We start from the raw sequence: 22,475 nt of genomic DNA on the forward strand, positions 1-22,475 counted from the left end.
AAAATAGATTAAATTAAGCTAGTCTATAAATAGGATATGTAAGACAGGCAAAGAGTATAACTAGGAGATAGTAATAACATACATGGAATAAATAAAATGATCACATAATACAAAGGTGAGGAGTGATAAGAGATGGAAATTCCTTTTTTACTTAAACCTATTATTTTATTTGTAGTAGCAGTTTTTTTACTTAGGCTTACAGGACGTAGATCGATTGCTCAAATGACCATTGCACAGACAGTAATGATTATTTCAATAGGTGCAATCATTGTAGAACCTTTTGCAGATAAGGATATTAAAAAGACCATAGCTACAGCGACTATTTATATTCTTTTACTAATTATATTTGAAGTGGCTTCATTCTATATGAAGTGGTTTAAAAAGCTGGCAGTAGGCAATAAAATAATTATTATACAAGATGGGAAGTTTGATGAAGCAAAGCTTAAAAAGCTTCGATTAACAAAAGAGGAGGTACTTTCAAGGCTACGTCAAGAAGGTATACCCAAGTTAGAATATGTAGAAGAAGGTACGTTAGAATCTAATGGAGAATTTGGTTTTCGTTTAACACCAGGGGCTGAGCCATTACGTGTACAAGATATGGTTTATATTCTCAATGAGGTATTAAGTGAAGATATTAAAAATAGAGTAAACTTAACAGCAGAAGAAATTATTAAAGGGAAAGAAAAATATAAAATTTAATAATAAATTATTGAATTGAATTAAAAAATATTTTATACTTAAAGGACAAAAGGCATAGATGGGGTACACCACCGCGGGTGTAGTACCTATCTATGCCTTTTTTTATGTGTTTTTTTAAGAAAGGAGTTAAAACATGCAATATAATGGTCAAATAGTATCATTAGAAAAAGGAATAGGGCTTATTAAATTTTTAAAGGAGAGAAATTATAATCTATCCCAAATAGCTGTAGAACTTAATGGAAGTATTGTTTCTAAACAGAGTTATGAAGAGATCCTTTTACATGATGAAGATGTGCTAGAGGTTGTAAGTTTTGTAGGTGGAGGTTGATATGAAAATTTGTTTGAATGGTATTGTAACAGAGATAGAAGGACAATATATAGAAGCAATATGCTCCAAGAGCCAACAAAATCATGATGTTTATATTGTAAATGGGTATCAAGTATCAAGGAATTATCAATTAAATGAAGGCGATGAAGTCTATCTCATTGAAAAAGGAATGATGCCAGATCAAGAAGTATTAGAAGCCATGATGGTAGCAAGGCATACTCCAGGAGTACATAGTAAGGTAAAGCAAGCTAAAGTAGTAGTAGCAGGATTAGGGGGTCTAGGTTCTCATATTGCAGTAAGCCTAGCAAGAACAGGTGTAGGACATTTACTTTTGGTAGACTTTGATGTAGTAGAACCTAGTAATTTAAATCGCCAAAATTATAGTATTAAGCATTTAGGTTTATTTAAAACTTTAGCATTAAAGGAACAGCTAGAAGATATTAATCCATTTATCCAAGTAGATGTGAAGACGGTACGGGTTACAGAAGAAAATATAAAGGAGCTATTTGAAGCATATGACATTGTTTGTGAAGCATTTGATCAAGCAGAGGCAAAGGCAATGCTAGTGAACACTGTTCTAACGGAGTTACCACATATTAAAGTAGTTGCATCATCAGGGATGGCAGGGTACGAAAGTGCAAATCAAATTCAAACCTATAAAAGGATGTCTCGGCTATATGTATGTGGAGATTTACAAAATGAAGCACAAGTAGGTAAAGGGTTAATGGCACCGCGTGTGCAAGTCTGTGCAGGGCATCAAGCCAATATGGTACTAAGGCTAATTTTAGGAGAAGAGAATGCCTAAGTTAAATAGATAGAGATAAAATTTAGAGGAGGAAAAGCAATGAACAATGATGTATTAGTAATAGGTGGGCATAGTTTTAATTCAAGATTTATATTAGGGTCAGGAAAATTTTCATTAGAAATGATGAAACAGGTAGTAGAAAATGCAGGTGTTGAGATGGCTACAGTAGCATTACGACGTGCTAATGTAGGTGGGGAAGAAAATATTCTAGATTATATCCCTAAGGAAGTGACACTCCTTCCAAATACTTCAGGGGCAAGAACAGCTGAAGAAGCTGTACGCATTGCAAGACTATCACGTGAAATAGGATGTGGAAGTTTTGTAAAAATAGAGGTAATCCGTGATACAAGGTATTTATTACCGGACAACTATGAAACCATAAGAGCTACTGAAATCTTAGCAAAAGAAGGGTTTATTGTCATGCCCTACATGTATCCAGATTTAAATGTAGCAAGGGAATTAAGAGAAGCAGGTGCGGCAGCAATTATGCCTTTAGGTGCACCTATTGGAAGTAATAAAGGACTTTGTACAAAAGATTTCATTAAAATATTAGTAGAAGAAATAGATTTACCAATCATTGTTGATGCTGGAATTGGTAAGCCATCACAAGCATGTGAGGCTATGGAGATGGGTGCAAGTGCAATTATGGCTAATACTGCTATCGCAACGGCACAAGATGTAGCAATGATGGCAAGAGCTTTTAAATTGGCAGTTGAGTCAGGAAGAGCTGCTTACTTAGCAGGATTAGGACGTGTACTAGAGTTTAAAGGAGAGGCATCTAGTCCTCTTACTGGATTTTTGGAGGGCTAAAGATGAAACAATTAGTAGAGATGGAGATGATAGAATCCTCCATAATGGAAGAAGTCTTATCACAAGTAGAAAGTTATGATTACAATCAGTACACAGTAGGTGATGTACATTATGTTTTAACTAAAGAACAATTAACTAAAGAGGACTTTGGCATTTTGCTCTCTCCAGTAGCATTAGAATGTTTAGAAGACATGGCACAAAGGTCAAAGGCACAGACCTTAAAGTACTTTGGGAATGCAATAAGCTTATTCACGCCACTTTATATCGCTAACTATTGTGAGAATCATTGTGTGTATTGTGGCTTTAACTGTAAAAATAAGATTAAGCGAGGAAAGCTAACTTTAGAAGAGATAGATAGAGAAATGCAAACTATTGCTGAGACTGGGTTAAAGGAAATTTTGATATTAACAGGAGAATCAAGAGTTCAATCTGATGTAGACTACATAGGAGAAGCTATTAAGCTAGCTAGAAAGTACTTTTCAACTATAGGAATAGAAATTTATCCTTTAAATACAGATGAGTATACTTATCTTCAAGAGTGTGGGGCAGACTTTGTCAGTGTTTATCAAGAGACCTATAACCAAGCAACTTATAAGGAAATGCATTTGAGTGGACCTAAGAGAAACTTTGCCTATCGTTTTACAGCACAAGAACGTGCTCTAAAAGGAGGGATGCGAGGAGTAGCTTTTGGTGCACTTTTGGGCCTTGATGACTTTAGAAAGGATGCATTTGCAGCAGGTCTACACGCTTATTATATTCAGCAGAAGTACCCACAAGCAGAAATAGCTTTTTCAGTACCAAGGTTACGTCCTTATATTAACCAAGCAGAAAATAATCCTAGAGATGTACATGAACCACAGCTTTTACAGGTGATGTTAGCTTATCGTTTGTTCCTGCCATTTGCAGGTATTACAATTTCTACAAGAGAAAATCAGAAATTTAGAGATAATGTAGTAGGGATGATTGCCACAAAAATTTCAGGTGGTGTTAAAGTTGGAGTAGGTGGGCATGAAGAAGAACAAAAGGGTGATGAGCAGTTTGAAATTTCTGATCCTAGAAGTGTAGAAGAGATTCAAAAGATGCTCAAACAACGTGGCTTACAACCTGTCTATACAGATTATATAAGGGTGTAATGGAGGAGATATGATCTTAGTTGTAACGAATAGAAAAAGCTGCAAAGATGATTTTTTAGTAAGAATCGAAGCAATTGCTAGAAGGAAGCCTTACGGTATATTGCTAAGAGAAAAAGATTTATCAAAAGAAGATTATTTAGAACTTGCAAGATCCTGCCAAAGCATTTGTGAAACTTACCAGGTACCTCTTATTGTTCATTCTTATATAGAGGTGGCACGTGAACTAAAAATTAAAGCCATTCATTTACCTTATGATAGATTTGTTGAACTAGGAGGGGAGCTACAAGGCTTTAGCGAAGTAGGTGTATCTATACATTCTAAAGAAGAGGCGAAAGTAGCAGAGCAAAAGGGTGCAACAAGGCTTATTGCAGGACATATTTATGAAACCACTTGTAAACCTAATTTAGAACCTAGAGGATTAGTTTATCTAAGAGACATTGTTGATACAGTGAATATACCTGTTTTTGCAATAGGAGGGATTACTTTTGAACGCATTAAAGAAGTTGAGTCTGTTGGAGCAGAAGGTATATGCATGATGTCTATGTTGATGTCATGTCCAGAAGAAAAACTAAATTTATTATTAAAATAAAGAGATAACTATTAAAGTCTTAGTTAAGTAGAAAATTTTAACTAGGGCTTTAATGGTTATAAAAATAGAAACTAAGAAATATTAAATTTATATTAAAGGTATAAAAAATATTGAATTTATTGATTTAAGCTTTTATGCTATAGATGTAAAGTTTTTACAATAGCGTATAAAAATATAAAGCACTTAGGGGGAACAAATGAAAGAACGCATATATAGAAAATTAATAGAAGATAGCCCAATACCGTATATACACCTTAAAATGCTACAAGGGGAAAATAAAGTAGGTAAACAAATAAAGGTATTGGATATAAATAAAAGCTTCGAGCATGTTTTTAAAACATCTAAAGATAAAGCTATAAATGCGGATGTAGAAAAAATTTTAAATGATGAAGAGTATGCTAGATTAGTAAATAGACTAAATATAGCCAATAGCCAGGAATATAGTACTTTTATAGTTGATGAATTAGGGGGAAGCTTTTTAAATTTAGAAATATATACATTTGAAAAAGATGAATATCATATAAGGGCAACTAGGATGAATAGGTACAGTAATCAGCTTTCTACAATGATTAAACAGTCACCGTTTGCGGTATGGGTTAAAGATAGAGATGGTAGGTATATTGATGCAAATAGGCACTATTTGAGAAGCTTTAATATACAAGGTAATCATATCATTGGAAAATTGCCTGAAGAAGTATGGGAAATACAAGAAGCGAAAAGTTTTAGGGAAAAAGATAAAAAAGTTATACAAGATAATATGGTCTATAGAGATGTGGAAGTTATAACAGTAGATAAAGATAAATCTTATTATTTTGAGGTAGTAAGATGGCCATATACAGATGAAACAGGGAATACAATACTAGGTACTATGGGGATTGCCATAGAAGTTACAGATAAAATTAAGCTACGAGAAGCAATAGAAAAAAATCAGAAAAACTTCTTTGATATGGCAAATAATATAGATGAACTTATTATTATACGTGATGCAAAGAAAGCATTATATATAAGTCCATATTTTGAACAATTATATGGTTTTAAACCTGATGCTTTATATGAAGATATGGAGAACTGGTATAAACACTGGGATTATATTGAGTTCTTAGAAGAACCTAAAGCATATGAGTATAAAGAAATTGATACATGTATATTTAGGGTAGTGAAAAATGGACAAGTTGATAAATGGATACAAAGTAAATTTGTACCCATTTTTGATGAGCATGGAAATACTTTAAGGAAGATTGGAATGCTACGAGATATAACAGATAAAAAGAACATAGAAGATGAGTTAGAAAACTTAAGAATGGAATTCTTTGCAAATATTTCTCATGAACTTAGAACGCCAATCAACATTATAATAAGTGCTCTTCAGATGATGAATTATAGCATAGAGCAATTAGAGCAATCCGTACTTGAAGATTTTAGAAGATATATGAATCTTATCTCACAAAATAGTTTAAGAATGTTGAGGTTAGTAAATAACCTAATTGATACAACAAAGATCAAAGCAGGTCATTTTGAGTATAAGCCTACGAATCAAGATATAATCAGTTTTGTTGAGGATATTTGTACATCCGTAATAGACTTTGTGGAACGCAATCAATTAGAAATTATATTTGATACAGATGTGGAAGAAAAGCTAGTAGCATTTGATATGGATCAGATGGAACGTATTATACTCAATTTAATTTCAAACGCTATTAAATTTAATCAAGAGCATGGAAAAATTGAAGTTACAATATGTACAGAAGATCAGATTAAAATAAGTGTTAAAGATAGTGGATTAGGGATTCCACAAGATAAGTTGGAAAATATCTTTGAACGATTTGAGCAAGTTGATAAGAAGCATAGAAGAGAAAAAGAAGGTAGTGGCATAGGCCTTGCGCTTGTAAAATCCCTAGTTGAAATGCATGAAGGGACAATAGAGGTAATAAGTACAGTAGGACAAGGTAGTGAATTTATTATTACATTACCAGAGGTATTAATGTCTGAGGAGATAGAAAATGAGAATAAAGCTAGCCACCATATAGGACAAGGGCATAAAGTTGATGTAGAGTTTTCAGATATTTATTTATAAAGGTTGCTTATCTAAGCAACCTTTTATTGTTTTTAGAAGGTATGTTATGATAGAACAAGATACAACGAAAAGGAGTACATTAAACATGGCAAAAAAACTTGTTTTAGCAGAAAAGCCTAGTGTTGCACGTGACATAGCACGAGTTTTAAAGTGTAGCAAAAAGGGTAATGGATATATAGAAGGTAATGATTATATTGTGACATGGGCACTTGGGCATCTTGTAGGTCTTGCTGACCCAGAGGCTTATGATGATAGATATAAAACTTGGAGTATGGAAAGCCTCCCAATGCTTCCAAAACAAATGAAGTTAGTTGTACTTAAAGGTGCAGGTAAGCAGTTTAATAGCGTAAAAGAGCAAATGCAACGTAAAGATGTGGATGAGATTATTATTGCTACAGATGCTGGACGTGAAGGAGAGCTTGTAGCCAGATGGATTATTGAAAAAGCAAAAGTGAATAAGCCAATGAAGCGTCTTTGGATTTCATCTGTTACAGATAAAGCTATTTTAGAAGGATTTAAAAACTTAAAACCAGCCAAAGATTATCATAATCTTTATGAGGCTGCAGTGTGTCGTGCAGAAGGTGACTGGTTAGTGGGACTTAATGTGACCCGTGCGCTGACTTGTAAATATAATGCCCAACTTTCAGCAGGACGTGTACAGTCAGCAGCACTTGCTATGATTGTAACAAGAGAAGAAGAGATCAAAAACTTTAAAGCTGAAGATTACTTTAACATCAAAGTGAAAACACCAAGCTTTAGTTTAATGTGGCAAGGCACTAAAGGGCCTAATATCTGGAATGAAGAAGAAGCAAAGAAGCTTAAAAATCAACTTGAAGGTAAGTCACTTCAGATTGTGAAGGTAGATGAAAAAGATAAAAAAGCCTATGCACCTGGTTTATACGATTTAACAGAATTACAACGAGACGCAAATAGATTGTATGGTATGAGTCCAAAAGAAACGCTTAATATTATGCAAAGACTTTATGAAAATTACAAAGTATTAACTTACCCTCGTACAGATTCAAAGTATATTTCCCAGGACATAGTGCCTACACTTAAAGATAGATTACAAGCTGTCAATGTAGGGAACTTCCGCCCAGCTGTGCAAGCTGTACTTAAAAATGGGATTAAGACAGGCAAACACTTTGTAGATAATAACAAAGTATCTGATCACCATGCGATTATCCCAACAGAAGAAAGTATTATGCTTTCAAAACTTTCAAATGATGAACGCAAAATTTATGAACTGGTTGTAAAACGTTTCTTAAGTGTGATGCTTCCTCCTTGTGAGTACAAACAAACCACTATTGAGGCTAAATCAGGAGAAGAAACCTTTGTAACAAAAGGCCAAGTAATGATCAATCAAGGGTTTAAAATTGTTTATGAAAAAGGTGAAGAAGAAACTGAAGAAGGTGAAAGTGATAACACACGTCTACCAGAAGTAAAAGTAGGTGATAGTTTAAAAATAGTGAACGTTGAATGCAATAAACTTCAAACTAAGCCACCAGCACGTTTTAGTGAAGCAACACTTTTATCTGCAATGGAAAGCCCACATAAGTATGTAAAGGTAAGCAAAGAAGCAGCCAAAACACTTGGAGAAACAGGTGGTATTGGTACTGTTGCCACACGTGCAGACATTATAGAAAAACTCTATAATATGTTCTACATTGAGAAAAGCGGTAATAGCATCGTACCAACTTCAAAAGGTAAGCAACTTATAGACCTTGTACCAGAAGAACTCAAAACACCTCTTCTTACAGCTAAATGGGAAAGAGAACTAGAGCTTATTAGTAAAGGCAAACAAAATCCAAAAGACTTTATTACACGTATGCGCAAGTATAGCGGTGAATTAGTTGACACAGTAAAAGAGAGTACAGATAAGTTTAAACATGATAATATAGTAGGCAAACGTTGTCCTGACTGTGGTAAGAGTCTACTTGAAGTTAAAGGTAAGCATGGTAAACTCTATGTATGCCAAGATAGAGCATGTGGCTATAGAGAAAATGTAAGTAAATTTACAAATGCACGTTGCCCAGAGTGTCACAAAAAACTTGAGTTACGCGGTCAAGGAGATGGGCAAATCTATGTATGTACAACTTGTACCTTTAGAGAAAAGGCAAGTACCTTTAATAATCGCTTTAAAGATAAACAAGGTAAAGGTGACAAGAAATCTGTACAAAAATACCTTAAGCAGCAACAAAAAGAAGATGAAGGTAACTTCGCTTTTGCGGATTTATTCGCAAATTTAAATAAGAAATAGAACACATTAAAAAGAGAGCGATGCATACTTATCGCTCTCTTTTTAATATGCTATTTGATAGATTGTTTTAAAGGTTATTATCGTTTCGAATAAGGCAGTTACCAGATTCGACTAGATTATTTCAAGCTTCTTCACCCAATATATCCTTTAATGAGATTGTATTCTTTCTAGGCTTTAATTTCTCAACAAACTCTATAAAAGCTGGAGAATACTGAGTATGATCTAGCTCAGGGAGTACAAGTACTTTTAAATGCTTTAAATTCATAAGTGATTCAGGTACTTTATTGGTTTGTAAGCCATCTAAATACAGCTCTTGCAATAGAGGAAGTTCAGTAATTTCGTTAGGAAAGTGTTCAAGAGGCATGGCACCCAAGTCTAATGCTTTTAGATTTTTTAGTTTACCGATGTTAAAACCTAAATTTTTAACTTTATTTCTTGTTAATCTTAAAAGTTCTAAGTGTATTAGTTTTTCTAAGGACACATTCAAAGATACCAATTGATTACTAAAAATTTCTAAGCTTTTTAAGTAGGTTAATTGCCCTATGTTATCAGGTATAGACTGTATCGTGGGATTTACCATACTTAGTTTTGTTCTGTCTTGATAAGCGTATTCCTTGAGGAGATCTTCAAAGCTAGGTTGTTCTTTAGCATTATAGAGGTCATGTGGAATACGTAAATGATAAAAGATATTGTATTGATCTTTGGTTAAAAATAAGCATCCTATTTTTTCATGAGAACAAATAGAACAAAGTAATTCACCCTGTTTATAAAAAGCAGGGTCTTCTACGATTTCGGCACCTACCTCATCAATGTGGAGCTGCTCATAAATATCCTTCAGCGTATCAAATTTATGCTTAATTTGATGATCATTTTTTATGTGAAAAATAGTAGTAAGAGGACCTTGTGTGCAGTGGGTTTGATTTGTTTCTTCAGACCTAAGTAATTGAATGTTATTTAATACCTTTGGTGAGTGGTCACCAACCTTTAGTTGACAAAGTACAATTTCGTCACTTTCCTTAAAGCAAAAGTCGATAAGGCTTTTAACTTTCTCTGTAGTTAGTTTTTCATCAGCTAATCTTATGAAAATCTTTTCTTCATCCTCTAAAAACATCTACGTTTCCCCCAGTGTCTTTGAAATTATTATTTCTAAGTCTATACTATAAGATTAGATGTTTCAATAAATAAGTTATACTAAAAACCTAGTTTTTGAGTATTGAATAAAGTTATTAGGGCTAAGGCTATTTTGAAATTAATAAAAGCAGTATAATAGAATACAGACAAGAACAGAAAAACAAAATAAGATAGATCAAGATAAAAGAAAAGGAACACACTATGCGTATTACAGATGGGTTAGTTAACATATCGGTTAGAGAACTTGTAGAATTTGTAATGCGTTCAGGGAGCATCTTTGCATCTTTTGTGAGTCGTGCCAGAGCAGTAGAGGGGACTAAGGCTCATAAGAAAATTCAAAATGCTATGGACGCAAATTATGAGAAAGAAGTTAAGCTTGTTCATGAATATGTAGCACAGGACATTACCTTTGTCGTAGAAGGAAGAGCAGATGGTATTATTCGTGATTTGATTGCTGTAACCATTGATGAAATTAAATCTACAAGGACAAGTTTAGAGGTTATAGATGAAGATTATAATCCACTTCACTGGGCACAAGCGAAATGCTATGCCTACTTTTATGCTGCACAAAACCATCTAAAAGATATGAATGTAAGACTAACCTATTATAATTTGGATACAAAGGAAACTAAGCATTTACTTAAAGTGTATCAATTCGATGAGTTAGAGTGTTTCTTTAAAGAAATAATAGAAAAGTATGCAATATGGATACGTTTTTATATGGACTGGAGCAAGGAGAGGACAAGCTATTTGAAGGCATTGACCTTTCCTTTTGAAGGCTATCGCATAGGACAAAGAGAGCTTGCCGTTAATGTGTACAAGAGCATTACCAATGAGTCTAACCTCTACGTGAATGCACCTACAGGGATAGGAAAAACCATATCTACGCTTTTTCCTGCCCTTAAAGCAATGGGTGAAGGGCATGTGGGTAAAATCTTTTATCTTACAGCTAAGACCATTACTAGAACTGTTGCAGAAAAAAGCATTCAGATGATTTATGATAAGGGAACCAGGGTTAAAGCCATTACTTTAACAGCGAAGGATAAGATATGCTTTTTGGATGAAAGAAGCTGCCATCCAGACTTTTGTCATTATGCAGAAGGGCACTTTGATCGTGTAGATGAAGCAGTCTATGATGCGATTACACATACAGACCTATTTACAAGAGATGTAATAGAGGACTATGCCAAAAAGTATAATGTGTGTCCTTTTGAGCTATCCCTTGACCTTGCCATCTATGCAGATGTGGTTATTTGTGATTATAACTATATCTTTGACCCAACAGTTGCTTTAAAACGTTTTCTAGACCAAAGGGATTTTGTAATATTGGTAGATGAAGCCCATAACTTAGTTGATCGTGCAAGAGAAATGTACTCAGAAAGCCTATCTAAAAGACAATTTTTGAGTGTTAAAAAATCTGTCAGTAAGCAATATCCGACTATTTCAAAAGAGCTAGGCAAGCTAAATGAGTATTTACTAAGTATAAGAAAAGACTACATTGACTTAACGGGAAGTATGATTAGCAAAGAAGCACCTACAAAGTTTAATCGTATGGTGAGACAGTTTATTAATGAGTGTGATAAGAAGCTCCAAAAGGGTGCTATGCATAAGTTACCACAAGATTTATTAGAGCTTTATTTTAGAGCCTATAATTTTAATAAGATTTATGAGTTCTTTGATGAAAGGTATATCACCTATGCAGACCAAGTAGATGGTGATATTATTTTTAAACTTTTTTGTATGGATCCATCTTATTTAATTGGAAATATGGTAAGTGCTTGTAAAAGTGTTATATTCTTTTCTGCCACATTGATGCCTATTGATTACTATAAGTACATGTTAAGTGGCGAAGGGGAGAGAGCTATTGCGCTTCCTTCACCGTTTGATCAGACCAAGTCCCTAAAACTTATGGCAACAGATGTCTCTACTAGATATCAGCATAGAGAGGGTAGCTATAAGAAGATTTGTGAGTACATTATAAAAGTAAGCCAAGCTAAAGTAGGGAATTATATGGTGTTTTTCCCATCTTATAAGTACATGAAAGATGTATATGGATACTATATGGAACACTACGGAGAGACAAATTTAGAGGTAGGACAAGAGGTCCCATCTGAAAGCAGTATGCAACAAGTAGGGGAAGAGATCCCATATATGATAAGCAGACGAGAGGTTAAGCAAGACGGAAGAGAGAGAGTACAAGGACAGCAATGGCATAAAGAGGATAGTCCGCAAATTGAGCTGATTATGCAAGATACCAATATGGATGAAGAGGCACGTGAAGCCTTTCTAGCTCAGTTTGAAAAGAATCCAACTAAGACAAAAATAGGATTTTGCGTATTGGGAGGTATCTTTTCTGAGGGGATAGATTTGACAGAAGATCGTCTTATTGGCGTAGTTATAGTAAGTGTAGGTTTGCCTCAGATTGGATTAGAAAAGGACCTTATTAAATACCATTTTGAAGATCAAGAAAAAGAAGGTTATCACTATGCCTATACTTATCCAGGTATGAATAAGGTACTTCAAGCAATAGGAAGACTAATCCGTACAGAAAAAGATAAAGGGGTCATCCTTTTAATAGATGACCGCTTCAATACACCGTTATATAGTAGCTTAATGCCGGCAGAGTATTCAGATAGAAAGTGTACCCAACTAAGATATGTTACAGAACAGGTAGAGGGCTTTTGGGACGAACGGGAAAAACACATTTAGATAAAAGTGTATGAGTAGCTTGAAGTAGACAAGAAGATAAAAGGTTAGATTAAAGCAGGTAGTAAATTAGCTGCTTGGAGTAGAAGTTCACCATAATCTACATTAAATAGATACTCTTCCCCAGGACAGGCAAGTACACTTTTTAGAGGTGTACAGCTATCGCCTTCAAGTGTAGAAGTACAATCTATAACTTTTCCATCACTCCACTTATCAAGAGCACAAGCGGGGAAAACTTGAAGCGTATCCACAGTGTCACAACCACGGCCTCCAACAAGTATAACTTTAGAGACACGTTCTTGAAGTAAGTTGCTAGATGTATTTAGATCATCGAGAAAAGTATTTTGAAGTTGCATAGATTGATAAGGTATAGAGAAGCAGTCTTGTCCACGAGAATATATTAAATAATCTCCATAACTTTTAGACGGAAGAAATTCAGATAAAGCAGGAAATTCACTCGTACTAATAATCTTAAGAAAAAGCGTTAGATTGAGAGAAATAAAATCAGGTTCACCAGCAAAAGGATAAGGAAAGTTACCACCACTTAAGTAATTAAAAGGCGCTACAAAACCAGCATTGGGTGTACCAACTAAAATTAAGTGTTTAATACTGGGAGTAAAAAGGTCAGATTGAATGTAATAACGGCCAATCAACCCACCGGTACCATGACAAAGTAAATTAACTTTTGTACAACTATTTAGTTTAAGTACTTTATAAATAAGAGGAGCGAGAGCTAGTTCAGCAACGTCTTTAGTGCTTTGACGCCAGTTATAAAACATAATAAAGAAATTTTTATTAAGAGTATAACCTTGCTTCTCCATTTCTTTTATAAAGCGAACACCTGTATAGCGTGAAGGTCCAAAATGCCATTTGCCAGTATGGGGTATAACTTCTGATCCTAAAGAACCAAATAAACCAGGAATAAAAATCAAAGGTAATTTAAGTGACATATATTCACCTCCTTAGTGAATAGCATAACAAAAGCCTTAGCTTATATAGTTTATGCTAGAAACATAACAAGGTGATAAAATCCTTGAAATTAAGGATAAATATAGATATGATGAAGGAAGTAAAACAACAAGGGGTGACTATATGCATAAGCCAAAAGTATGTATTATCTTTACAGGTGGGACTATTTCAATGACAGTAGATGACACGATAGGAGCGGCTATTCCAACGTTGTCAGGAGAACAAATTTTATCTATGGTATCAAATATAGATAAAATAGCAGATATAGAAGTAGTAAATTTTTGTGAGATTCCAGGTCCACATATGACCTTTAATAAGTTACTAGAACTTAAAAATCTTATTAAACAAACATTAGATAGACAAGATATTACAGGTGTTATTGTTACACATGGAACAGATACATTAGAAGAAACAGCGTATTTCTTAGATCTTACTATCAGACATCATAAACCCGTTGTTGTAGTTGGAGCAATGCGTAATAGTTCAGAACTCGGCTATGATGGCTCAAGTAATTTAGCAGCAGCAGTATGTACAGCAATTTCACCTAAAGCTATTGATAAAGGTGTACTCGTTGTGTTAAACAATGAAGTTAATATTGCTTCAGAGGTAACAAAAACAAATACATTATCTCTTAACACATTTCAATCCCCATATGGACCACTTGGGATTATTGACACTAATGATCTGATTGTTTATAGAGATATTGCATTTAGACAACATATAGATACAAATACTGTTGAACGTAGAGTAGACTTAATTAAAACAGTACTAGATATGGATGATAGATTTATTAGACTTTCAGTAGATGCAGGTGCAAAAGGCATTATCGTAGAAGCAATGGGGAGAGGGAATCTACCTCTTAAAATGCTAGAAGGCGTGAAATATGCCCTTTCAAAAGATGTAGTAGTTGTTATTGTATCAAGATGTAGTTCAGGTCGTGTATTTGAATCGTATGGCTATGCAGGTGGTGGCAAAGAACTCTCAGACTTAGGTGCCATCATGGGTGGTGAAATGAGAGGACCAAAAGCACGTATCAAATTGATGCTTGGTTTAGGAAAGACACAAGATATAGAAGAAATTAAAAAACTCTTCTCAGAAGAGAGTTACGTACTATAAAAAGAGGACTGTAAATATACAGTCCTCTTTTATGATTTTAGGTAATAAATATTTGGTTAAGTGTGAGGGCATGTAGGCAAGCTTATTATATTCCAACTTTTAGTCCTCATCTTTTAAGACAGGCTAAGTTCATTTCATCAAACTAACGGTCAAAACTCAGAAAAGAAGTTCACTTTTCTTCAGACATTTCCCTAAAACCAGTTTGATTCCATTCGCTAAGCCTCTCTAAAAAGTCTGCGGAGGAAGTTTCCATACAATAACTTACCTTACAGCCCATCACATCATAACCCCTTGTGGTAGAAAGATAGCTAAACTTTCTAAGTAGAAAAGGGCGGTAATGCGTGGGTGACCTCCATGGAGCTTTTTTCGAGGATGGACTTAGAATATAAGCTACATGCAGTTTAGCAATCTCTCTGACGGTGCAGTCCACAAAGTGAGGGAGGCATATTTGTAGACTTGATTCAGTGAGCTGGATAGGTGCATTCTCCGGAACCTGCCTACGTAGCTTTCAGATAAGAAATGTTCGAAATGAAAAAATAATGGTTTTAGGTGTGCTGTCTGAACGAAGTGAGTTCACACCGTTATTATTTTTGAATGAGTTACATTTCTCTGAAAGCGAAGTGAAGCAGGTGAAGGAGAATCTAACTAACCAACTCACGTAAGTAGACTAAATATAAGCACCTCCTCACTTAACCAATTATTTATTTTGCAGTGTAGCCCAGTCAGCTAAGAAGCGTTCAATCCCACTTGCAGTTAAAGGATGTTTAATCATCTGTAGAATAACAGAGTAAGGTACGGTTGCAATATGAGCACCGGCTTTAGCTGCTTCAAGAACGTGGATAGGATGGCGTACACTAGCAGCAATAATCTCTGTTTGAATACCATGGATTTCAAAGATTTCAACAATGTCTTGGATAAGTCCCATGCCATCAAAGCCAATATCATCTAGGCGTCCAATAAATGGACTGACATAAGTAGCACCTGCACGGGCTGCTAAAAGTGCTTGTGTTGCAGAGAAAATAAGGGTTACATTTGTTTTAATGCCTCTAGAAGTAAGTATTTTAGTAGCTTTAAGACCTTCTTCAGTCATAGGAAGTTTGATAACAATATTCTTATGAATGGCTGCTAACTTTTCAGCTTCTTCTACCATTTTAGGTGCTTCTAGGCTAATGACTTCAGCACTAATAGGCCCATCCACAATGGTTGTAATCTCTTGAATAACTTCTTCAAAAACTAACCCTTCTTTAGCAATCAATGAAGGATTAGTAGTAACGCCACAAATGACACCTAATTCATATGCTTTGCGAATATCTTCAGTATGTGCTGTATCAATAAAAAATTTCATTTGTTAATCTCCTTTAAGTAATCTTTTGATTAGGATATGTGAAATTAAAAAAGGATATACAAAGGTTTGAAAAACATACTGTGAACTGATAGACTCAAAGTAGACAAATCACATCAAGGGGGAATTTAGAATGAAACTATTAATCGATGCAGATGGATGTCCAGTAGTGGATTTAACAATCAAAATAGGGAATATGTATAAAAAGGAAGTTATAATTTTTTGCGATACTGCACATGTAATAGAGAGAGAGAATATAAAAACTATATTGGTTCAAAAGGGAATGGATGCTGTTGACTTTGTAATCGCTAATCATGTAGAAAAGGGAGACATTGTTATTACTCAAGATTATGGATTAGCAACTATGATTTTGGCTAAGAAGGGTTTGCCAATTAATCAAAATGGACTTATCTATACAGAAGACAATATTGATGAACTTCTGTTTAGAAGACATGTAGCTAAAACAGTAAGAAAATCAGGTAATAAAACAAAAGGACCTAGAAAACGTACATCAGAAGATGATGAAAAGTTCCAAAAAGGGTTAAAGTATCTTATAGAATCACATAGTTAAATGCTTTTATAAGAAAAGAGGAAATAGCAATGACAAGAAAAATACTATCGATTATACTTGCATCGATTTACATGTTTACACCTCTTATGCCAGTCAAAGCAGAAGAAGTAAGGAATCAACATGTAGCTGTCAAAAAAGAAGTGAATACTGTAAGATTACAAGATGATTTTTATCAAGCTGTAAATAAAGAATGGTTAGCCAGTGCACATATTAAGCCAGGTTATACCGAGTCTTCTGCCATGACGGATTTGACGGATAAGTCTGATGCAAATGTCAGAGCTATTTTTGATGAAATTTTAGCAAAAGAATCAACCTATAAAAATAATGATACCGAGAAGAAGATGATTAATCTCTATAAAAATGAGCTCAATTGGGAAGCAAGAAATAAACAAGGTTGTGAGCCTATTAAAAAGTACTTAGAGCAAATTGATAAGGTTCAAACAATAGAAGAGTTTTCTAAGTTACTTCAAGATGAAGAGATTAGTTTGTTTGATGGACTTATTAATATGGGTATTGATCAAGACATTCAAGATAGTACTCAAAATGTACTTTATATAGGTTCAAGTTCTTTGCAATTAGAAGATGCCGACCACTATACTATGCCATCTGAAATGGCAACAAAGATGAAGCAAGCTTTAGATGAATATAATCAAAAGATACTAGAACTTGTAGGATATAGCAAAGATGAAGCAAAACAAACAATCGAAAATGTCTATAAGCTAGAAAGTGTAATGGCACCCTTCATTATGGGAACTAAAGAAATTAATGCACATTTAGATTATTATAGAGCAACTTATAATGAATATACCATCAAAGAGTTAGAAGCCTTGGCACCTAATTTAGGACTAAAGAAATTATTAAAAGCTAATGGTGTAGATAAAGCAAAGAAGATTATTGTAGAAGAGCCTAAATGGTTAAGGGCACTCAATTCGCTCTACACTCAAGAGCACTTAGAACTCTTAAAGGATTACTTGAAGCTTAATCTAATCCAAGATACAAGTGGATGCTTGACTAAAGAATTTGAAGAAGCACATCATCTATTAAAAGCGAAACTATTAGGTGTAAATGGAAAGTTAACAGAAGAAGAAGTTGCTTTTCAAACCGTGAATACAGTATTTAGTAATGCACTTGGCAAAGAGTATGTAGAAAGATATTTTTCACCAGAAGCTAAAGCAGATGTTGAGCAGATGATAGATGAGATTATTGCTAAATATGGAGAACGTATTAGCAAACTAGAATGGATGGGAGACTCCACTAAGAAAAATGCAATCCAGAAATTAGAAGCTATTAAAGTAAAGGTAGGGTATCCAAAGAAATGGGAAGACTACAAAAAACTAGAAGTTAAAACATTTGAAGAAGGTAGTAATCTCTTTGAAAATAATCTAAGCGTTCTTAAATATTTAAGAGATAAACAAGTCAATAAGCTTAACAAACCAGTAGATAGAGATAAGTTTAGCATGCCGCCTCAAATGGTCAATGCCTATTATAATCCATCCAATAATGAAATTGTATTTCCAGCAGGTATTTTGCAAGCACCTTATTATGATATCAATCAATCTAAAGAAGCTAACTTAGGAGGGATAGGTGCTGTTATAGGGCATGAAATTAGCCATGCCTTTGATAATTCAGGTGCAAGATTTGATAAAGATGGAAATTTAAATAATTGGTGGACTTACGATGACTATAAAGTCTTTGAAAAAAAAGAAAAGGCTGTTAGAGAGTACTATAATCATGTTGAAGTAAGTCCAGGAAAATATGTAGATGGTAACTTAACAGTGGGTGAAAATATAGCAGACATTGGTGGTTTAGCTTGTGTAATTGATATATTAAATGATAATGAGAAAGCTGATTTTAAAGCATTCTTCAATAACTGGGCAACTATATGGAGAGGTATTCAAAGTCCAGAGTATGCAGCCTACTTATTGACCGTTGATGCACATTCACCTTATAAAGTCAGAGTAAATGAAGCAATCAAGCAATTTGAAGAGTTTTATAAAACCTACGGTATAACTGAAAAAGATGGAATGTATTTAGCACCAGAGAAAAGATTAGGAATTTGGTAGGGGATAGTCCCAAAGAAATAATTGTTTAACCTATATAAAAGGCATATAAGCTAGTGGCATATGAAATACTTCTTATCTACATGATAAAGGAGTAAATCAATTCCCTAACTTATATGCTTTTTTGTTTATAAATCAGTATAAAAAATATGTGGAAGAGTTTTTTTGCATACAAGATTATGGGAGAATACATGACATTACAAAAAAATGCTCATACTAACTTTTAATACTGCAACTAGAAGTGACTAAAAGGAGACTAACATGAGTGTAGAATTACAACCTATACATTATTGGGTCCTATATAAAATACAGTTACAAGAAACACTTATAGAAGAGCTATTAAGATGGAGTAATGAAAAAGGAGGACATAGTACAGAATTACAAGCAGAAAGCTATAGGTTATATGGGAAACCAATAGATGAAAATTTTCACCGATCTTTAGAAAATACTAACGTAGATCGATGCCTTCAAGAGAAATTAAGAAGTGCACAATATAGATTAGCTTATATATTTACTAAGCTTTTAGAAGAAAAATATATTACATTAGATGAAACAAAGGATATTTTTAGAGAGAATGGAATAATAACAGCTAGAAAAATAGGACTTTATGAAAAAGGGATCAGAGATGCTCGTGAAGTTTATAAGAGGCTTTATGATTGTCTACCCGAAGGAAGGCCTAGTGATGAAATTAATGAGGTTATTATCTCAACACCAGAGGAAGTTGTTTGGAGGACAAAGGAGTGTATACAAGAAACTTATTGGAACCAGGTTGGTGGAGATAGTATTTACTTTTATGTGCTAAGACAAGTGTGGATAGAAGGTTTTTTACAAGAAGGTTCTATGTATTGTGAAGAACTTAAAAAATCTGTTTACACTATTAGAAAAAAATAAATTAACAAATGAGAAGAGAAGGATGGATATTTTATGGAAGTAGTAAACATTAATGATTTAACAGCACAATCAACTTTAGCATCACACAATGGATGCCAAACAACTTGTTTGGTATTTGAAGAAGAATCTGCTATTCCTCAACGTACCTATAGAGGAATGGGAACACTTCAAGTTGTATGTGGAGAAGTTGAGATGCATTTTGTAAATGGGGAAAGTTATACACTTAGACAAGGTGACTATATGCCTTTTGATGCAAGAGTAGATCACTATGTTATAGCAAAAGAAAATACAAAAGCATTGTTAACTATTCAAGAATGTTGATAATTATCCCGAAAAAGTTGTGGAAACTGTGGATGATAAGTAAAACAGAAAAAAATAAAATATACCCATTGTGGATAAAAATAAAGGAAGAATAATCTTCCTTTATTTTTATTTATTGTATTCATCTAAAATGGGAACTGCATAAGCATAAATATTACCACAAGCTAACCTTGCACCAGAATTACCACTAGGTTGAGTTTTAAAATCATCAGCATCTTCATGTAAAACAATGGATCTACCAATAATATCTCTAATATTAAATTGGCTTGCATAGACACTCATAAAAGCTGTTCCATTAGTAGACATAATGGGAGGGAGATCACCTGCATGTAAAGGATGAGGTTGATTGGTAGGATTATAATGACCACCAGCTGCTGCAAAAGCTGCTGTACTATCACTCATTCCGGTACAACTCATTTCATGAATATGGAATCCATGAAAAGCAGTCGGATTACCACTATTATTAACAAGAGGAATACCTGTTATATAAGTACGAATAAGCACACCATCAGTTAATTGATAAAAGAATACAAGGCCGACTAAATTAGGTGCAAGAGGGCCAGCTTTTAATTCTGCATAGGCATCTGGTTGAAGATGATCAAAGTTTTGGAAGACTTCAGTGATACTACATTTTCCTTTGGATCTATCCATCTAAAAGCTCCTATTCTAATTAAAGGGATCTATAGTAGTTTATGGTTAAAAGAGGAGTTGAGTGCTTGTTGATAGCAACTTGTAATGGAAGAAATAATAAGTTGTAGCATAGGAAGAACCATTGTCCACATATACTATATAGAATAGGACAAGGTAGGTGACGAAATGAAAAAACAAGGATTAGCCTTAAGTGCCTTTATTTCAACGCTAGGATCCGTTATTACAAAGGCTTTGGGGATAGTTTCGACTATTTATATATCTAATGCAATAGGACCAGAAGGAGTAGGTCTTTACCACTTAACAACAACCGTATATATGATGGCGTATATGATTGCTTCAGCAGGTATGAGTACTTCTGTTTCTAAGATGGTAGCAGAAGAAATTGGGCACAATAATGGAAAAGGCATCAAGAAGATTATGAAGATATTCTTTGCTATAAGTATTATAGCGAGTATATTGATTACGTCAGGTATATTCACTTTTGCAGATGTAATAGGAGCTAAAGTAGTAAATGATAGTCGTACAGTACTAGGACTTAGAGTGCTCTCATTAAGTATTCCATTTATGACAGTATCTTGCTGTATTAAAGGATACTTTTATGCTGTTAAGAAAATGATTAAGCCAGTAAGCTCAGATGTTATGGAGCAAATTGTAAAGGTGATTCTAGTTATTGTTTTTTTACGTACATGGGGCGGAGGAGACTTAGTCTATGCATGTGCAGCCATAGGACTAGGAATAACTTTAGGTGAAGTATTTTCATTTTCTTATATGTTGATTCTATATTTAACAGATCCTGATAGAAGAGCAAGAAGAGAACATAAGGATATAGGTACAACTAATGTTTTGACGAATATCATAAAATTGCTTTTACCTATTACTTTAACTGCTTATATTAGTTCAATGATTACTTTATTACAAAACATATTAATCCCAGTAGGATTTAGAAAATCAGGATTAACAGCAATGGAATCTATGAGTATGTATGGTATGATACAAGGCATGGTATTTCCTATTTTGTTCTTCCCAGTCGCTCTTTTAACCGCGTGTTCAACTGTTTTGACACCTGAAATTGCAAGGGCACAAGCAAGAAATATTAGAGGAAGAGTAGAAAGCTTATCTGGTAGGACCATACACTTGATTATGGTATTAGCTATGATTGTAGTAAGTATCTTTTTAAACTTTGGTAGAGAATTTGGAGTATTAATTTATCATAATAGTCAAGTAGGACAATTGCTTCAATTATTAGTTATTGTAACACCTTTTATGTACATAGAAATTGTAATAGACGGTATCCTAAAGGGGCTGGGAGAACAAAACAGTTGCTTAATCTATAGAATTATAGAGTCAGTTTTAAGTATTGGCCTCATTTACTTCTTAATTCCTATTAAAGGGGTAGAAGGATTTATCGTATTAAACATAGGTATTAGTATTCTAACAGCTACCTTAAAAGTAAGACGCTTAATAGCAGTAACAGATATAAAGATACAGCTCATTAAATGGTTTGTACATCCAGCACTAGCAGCAACAGCAGCAGGTATGACAGCTAAAGTAATTGTTTTATATTTATTGCCACAAACAGCAGCACTCGGGTTACAAATAACATTAGGAATAGGGATAACACTTTGTATTTACTATATTGCATTAACTTTACTTGAGAATGTTACTAAAGAGGATTTAGCTGTATTAGATATTAGAGGGAAGAATTGTTAAAAGCATTAATAATTTTTTATGCCAAATTTAAACTTTATCTCTCGTGGTAGGTATTATAACGGTTTATATGAACTTGAATTTTATGTAAGGTATAAATTTGATGAGCTTGGGCAAAATCGTAGTAAAAAGGAGATGATGACATGAGTAAACACAAAACAGAAGAAGCAAAACTCCAAAGTAAAATAGATAATACAAGAGATGCGATGAATTCGTCTCATGGATTTAAAGCCGGTATCAGCTCAGGTACACATGGAGCTGGAGACAGCTTTAGAAATAAACGATAAAAATTATTTATAAGCACAAGAAGCT

General features: G+C 34.0%; 21 protein-coding genes. 17 read left to right on the plus strand and 4 right to left on the minus strand.

Going from position 1 to position 22,475, the window contains the following annotated elements:
• The first annotated feature begins 132 nt into the window (after positions 1-132).
• The 8 genes from BN2390_RS03010 to BN2390_RS03045 all read left to right on the plus strand — a co-directional run bounded on the left by BN2390_RS03010 (position 133) and on the right by BN2390_RS03045 (position 8,698).
• Positions 133-699 (plus strand): DUF421 domain-containing protein, encoded by a 567-nt coding sequence (locus tag BN2390_RS03010; RefSeq protein ID WP_053982869.1) that lies wholly within the window; start codon positions 133-135, stop codon positions 697-699.
• Between the two features lie 133 nt (positions 700-832).
• A complete protein-coding gene (gene thiS, locus BN2390_RS03015; protein WP_053982870.1) occupies positions 833-1,027 on the plus strand; it encodes a sulfur carrier protein ThiS in 195 nt (64 codons plus the stop codon).
• A 1-nt stretch (position 1,028) separates the two neighbouring features.
• Positions 1,029-1,832 carry a sulfur carrier protein ThiS adenylyltransferase ThiF gene (gene thiF / locus BN2390_RS03020; protein WP_053982871.1) on the plus strand — a complete coding sequence of 268 codons (804 nt, stop codon included), beginning with the start codon at positions 1,029-1,031 and terminating at the stop codon, positions 1,830-1,832.
• Between the two features lie 39 nt (positions 1,833-1,871).
• Entirely contained in the window at positions 1,872-2,642 is a 771-nt protein-coding gene (locus tag BN2390_RS03025) for a thiazole synthase (RefSeq protein WP_053982872.1), read from the plus strand.
• Positions 2,643-2,644: 2 nt separating this feature from the next.
• Positions 2,645-3,775, plus strand: a complete 1,131-nt coding sequence (gene thiH, locus BN2390_RS03030; protein ID WP_053982873.1) for a 2-iminoacetate synthase ThiH — start codon at positions 2,645-2,647, stop codon at positions 3,773-3,775.
• A 10-nt stretch (positions 3,776-3,785) separates the two neighbouring features.
• Positions 3,786-4,364 carry a thiamine phosphate synthase gene (locus tag BN2390_RS03035; RefSeq protein WP_053982874.1) on the plus strand — a complete coding sequence of 193 codons (579 nt, stop codon included), beginning with the start codon at positions 3,786-3,788 and terminating at the stop codon, positions 4,362-4,364.
• A 196-nt stretch (positions 4,365-4,560) separates the two neighbouring features.
• Entirely contained in the window at positions 4,561-6,438 is a 1,878-nt protein-coding gene (locus tag BN2390_RS03040; RefSeq protein ID WP_053982875.1) for a sensor histidine kinase, read from the plus strand.
• A gap of 46 nt (positions 6,439-6,484) precedes the next feature.
• Positions 6,485-8,698 carry a DNA topoisomerase III gene (locus BN2390_RS03045; RefSeq protein ID WP_330373677.1) on the plus strand — a complete coding sequence of 738 codons (2,214 nt, stop codon included), beginning with the start codon at positions 6,485-6,487 and terminating at the stop codon, positions 8,696-8,698.
• 121 nt (positions 8,699-8,819) lie between these two features.
• On the opposite strand, the gene BN2390_RS03050 is transcribed toward BN2390_RS03045, so the two are convergent.
• Entirely contained in the window at positions 8,820-9,809 is a 990-nt protein-coding gene (locus BN2390_RS03050) for a leucine-rich repeat domain-containing protein (RefSeq protein ID WP_053982876.1), read from the minus strand.
• 221 nt (positions 9,810-10,030) lie between these two features.
• Between BN2390_RS03050 and BN2390_RS03055 the strand changes: the two genes are divergently transcribed.
• Positions 10,031-12,538: an ATP-dependent DNA helicase gene (locus BN2390_RS03055; protein WP_053982877.1), complete on the plus strand. Its 2,508-nt coding sequence runs from the start codon at positions 10,031-10,033 to the stop codon at positions 12,536-12,538.
• 44 nt (positions 12,539-12,582) lie between these two features.
• Here BN2390_RS03055 and BN2390_RS03060 read toward each other — a convergent pair whose 3' ends face one another.
• Positions 12,583-13,485, minus strand: a complete 903-nt coding sequence (locus tag BN2390_RS03060) for an esterase/lipase family protein (protein ID WP_053982878.1) — start codon at positions 13,483-13,485, stop codon at positions 12,583-12,585.
• Positions 13,486-13,627: 142 nt separating this feature from the next.
• Here BN2390_RS03060 and BN2390_RS03065 point away from each other — a divergent pair, with 142 nt between their 5' ends.
• Positions 13,628-14,620 (plus strand): asparaginase, encoded by a 993-nt coding sequence (locus tag BN2390_RS03065; protein ID WP_053982879.1) that lies wholly within the window; start codon positions 13,628-13,630, stop codon positions 14,618-14,620.
• A 697-nt stretch (positions 14,621-15,317) separates the two neighbouring features.
• Here the strand turns inward: BN2390_RS03065 and fsa are convergent.
• Complete coding sequence (gene fsa, locus BN2390_RS03070; RefSeq protein WP_053982880.1) at positions 15,318-15,965, minus strand: fructose-6-phosphate aldolase; 648 nt, start codon at positions 15,963-15,965, stop codon at positions 15,318-15,320.
• A gap of 130 nt (positions 15,966-16,095) precedes the next feature.
• On the opposite strand from fsa, the gene BN2390_RS03075 reads away from it, so the two are divergent.
• The 4 genes from BN2390_RS03075 to BN2390_RS03090 all read left to right on the plus strand — a co-directional run bounded on the left by BN2390_RS03075 (position 16,096) and on the right by BN2390_RS03090 (position 19,805).
• The gene (locus tag BN2390_RS03075) at positions 16,096-16,533 is read left to right on the plus strand and encodes a YaiI/YqxD family protein (RefSeq protein WP_053982881.1); all 438 of its coding nucleotides are present in this window, start codon (positions 16,096-16,098) and stop codon (positions 16,531-16,533) included.
• A 29-nt stretch (positions 16,534-16,562) separates the two neighbouring features.
• The gene (locus tag BN2390_RS03080; protein ID WP_053982882.1) at positions 16,563-18,596 is read left to right on the plus strand and encodes a M13 family metallopeptidase; all 2,034 of its coding nucleotides are present in this window, start codon (positions 16,563-16,565) and stop codon (positions 18,594-18,596) included.
• A 258-nt stretch (positions 18,597-18,854) separates the two neighbouring features.
• Complete coding sequence (locus tag BN2390_RS03085) at positions 18,855-19,484, plus strand: hypothetical protein (RefSeq protein WP_053982883.1); 630 nt, start codon at positions 18,855-18,857, stop codon at positions 19,482-19,484.
• Between the two features lie 33 nt (positions 19,485-19,517).
• Positions 19,518-19,805 (plus strand): cupin domain-containing protein, encoded by a 288-nt coding sequence (locus tag BN2390_RS03090; RefSeq protein ID WP_053982884.1) that lies wholly within the window; start codon positions 19,518-19,520, stop codon positions 19,803-19,805.
• A gap of 108 nt (positions 19,806-19,913) precedes the next feature.
• Here BN2390_RS03090 and BN2390_RS03095 read toward each other — a convergent pair whose 3' ends face one another.
• Positions 19,914-20,456, minus strand: coding sequence for a superoxide dismutase family protein (locus BN2390_RS03095; protein WP_082238553.1), 543 nt, complete (start codon positions 20,454-20,456; stop codon positions 19,914-19,916).
• 165 nt (positions 20,457-20,621) lie between these two features.
• On the opposite strand from BN2390_RS03095, the gene BN2390_RS03100 reads away from it, so the two are divergent.
• From BN2390_RS03100 to BN2390_RS21560, 3 genes are read left to right on the plus strand one after another with little or no spacing between them, the layout of a single operon-like run.
• Complete coding sequence (locus BN2390_RS03100; protein ID WP_053982885.1) at positions 20,622-22,166, plus strand: oligosaccharide flippase family protein; 1,545 nt, start codon at positions 20,622-20,624, stop codon at positions 22,164-22,166.
• An 18-nt stretch (positions 22,167-22,184) separates the two neighbouring features.
• Positions 22,185-22,310 carry a hypothetical protein gene (locus BN2390_RS22210; protein ID WP_278308253.1) on the plus strand — a complete coding sequence of 42 codons (126 nt, stop codon included), beginning with the start codon at positions 22,185-22,187 and terminating at the stop codon, positions 22,308-22,310.
• A complete protein-coding gene (locus BN2390_RS21560; protein WP_154668762.1) occupies positions 22,307-22,450 on the plus strand; it encodes a hypothetical protein in 144 nt (47 codons plus the stop codon). Before BN2390_RS22210 ends, BN2390_RS21560 begins: the two co-directional genes overlap by 4 nt.
• The last annotated feature ends 25 nt before the right edge of the window (positions 22,451-22,475 follow it).

Origin of the sequence: Niameybacter massiliensis (assembly GCF_001282685.1) — a bacterium.
GTDB classification, from domain to species: Bacteria; Bacillota; Clostridia; order Lachnospirales; family Cellulosilyticaceae; genus Holtiella; species Holtiella tumoricola.

What these genes read in the sequence shown, in the direction of transcription:
- thiS (WP_053982870.1), top strand. Translation starts at nt 833, where the DNA reads ATGCAATATAATGGTCAAATAGTATCATTAGAAAAAGGAATAGGGCTT.
- BN2390_RS03040 (WP_053982875.1), top strand. Translation starts at nt 4,561, where the DNA reads ATGAAAGAACGCATATATAGAAAATTAATAGAAGATAGCCCAATACCG.
- BN2390_RS03100 (WP_053982885.1), top strand. Translation starts at nt 20,622, where the DNA reads ATGAAAAAACAAGGATTAGCCTTAAGTGCCTTTATTTCAACGCTAGGA.
- BN2390_RS03095 (WP_082238553.1), bottom strand. Translation starts at nt 20,456, where the DNA reads ATGGATAGATCCAAAGGAAAATGTAGTATCACTGAAGTCTTCCAAAAC.
- BN2390_RS03035 (WP_053982874.1), top strand. Translation starts at nt 3,786, where the DNA reads ATGATCTTAGTTGTAACGAATAGAAAAAGCTGCAAAGATGATTTTTTA.
- BN2390_RS21560 (WP_154668762.1), top strand. Translation starts at nt 22,307, where the DNA reads ATGAGTAAACACAAAACAGAAGAAGCAAAACTCCAAAGTAAAATAGAT.
- thiH (WP_053982873.1), top strand. Translation starts at nt 2,645, where the DNA reads ATGAAACAATTAGTAGAGATGGAGATGATAGAATCCTCCATAATGGAA.
- fsa (WP_053982880.1), bottom strand. Translation starts at nt 15,965, where the DNA reads ATGAAATTTTTTATTGATACAGCACATACTGAAGATATTCGCAAAGCA.
- BN2390_RS03045 (WP_330373677.1), top strand. Translation starts at nt 6,485, where the DNA reads ATGATAGAACAAGATACAACGAAAAGGAGTACATTAAACATGGCAAAA.
- BN2390_RS03055 (WP_053982877.1), top strand. Translation starts at nt 10,031, where the DNA reads ATGCGTATTACAGATGGGTTAGTTAACATATCGGTTAGAGAACTTGTA.
- BN2390_RS03060 (WP_053982878.1), bottom strand. Translation starts at nt 13,485, where the DNA reads ATGTCACTTAAATTACCTTTGATTTTTATTCCTGGTTTATTTGGTTCT.
- BN2390_RS22210 (WP_278308253.1), top strand. Translation starts at nt 22,185, where the DNA reads ATGCCAAATTTAAACTTTATCTCTCGTGGTAGGTATTATAACGGTTTA.
- BN2390_RS03065 (WP_053982879.1), top strand. Translation starts at nt 13,628, where the DNA reads ATGCATAAGCCAAAAGTATGTATTATCTTTACAGGTGGGACTATTTCA.
- BN2390_RS03085 (WP_053982883.1), top strand. Translation starts at nt 18,855, where the DNA reads ATGAGTGTAGAATTACAACCTATACATTATTGGGTCCTATATAAAATA.
- BN2390_RS03080 (WP_053982882.1), top strand. Translation starts at nt 16,563, where the DNA reads ATGACAAGAAAAATACTATCGATTATACTTGCATCGATTTACATGTTT.
- BN2390_RS03075 (WP_053982881.1), top strand. Translation starts at nt 16,096, where the DNA reads ATGAAACTATTAATCGATGCAGATGGATGTCCAGTAGTGGATTTAACA.
- thiF (WP_053982871.1), top strand. Translation starts at nt 1,029, where the DNA reads ATGAAAATTTGTTTGAATGGTATTGTAACAGAGATAGAAGGACAATAT.
- BN2390_RS03025 (WP_053982872.1), top strand. Translation starts at nt 1,872, where the DNA reads ATGAACAATGATGTATTAGTAATAGGTGGGCATAGTTTTAATTCAAGA.
- BN2390_RS03010 (WP_053982869.1), top strand. Translation starts at nt 133, where the DNA reads ATGGAAATTCCTTTTTTACTTAAACCTATTATTTTATTTGTAGTAGCA.
- BN2390_RS03090 (WP_053982884.1), top strand. Translation starts at nt 19,518, where the DNA reads ATGGAAGTAGTAAACATTAATGATTTAACAGCACAATCAACTTTAGCA.
- BN2390_RS03050 (WP_053982876.1), bottom strand. Translation starts at nt 9,809, where the DNA reads ATGTTTTTAGAGGATGAAGAAAAGATTTTCATAAGATTAGCTGATGAA.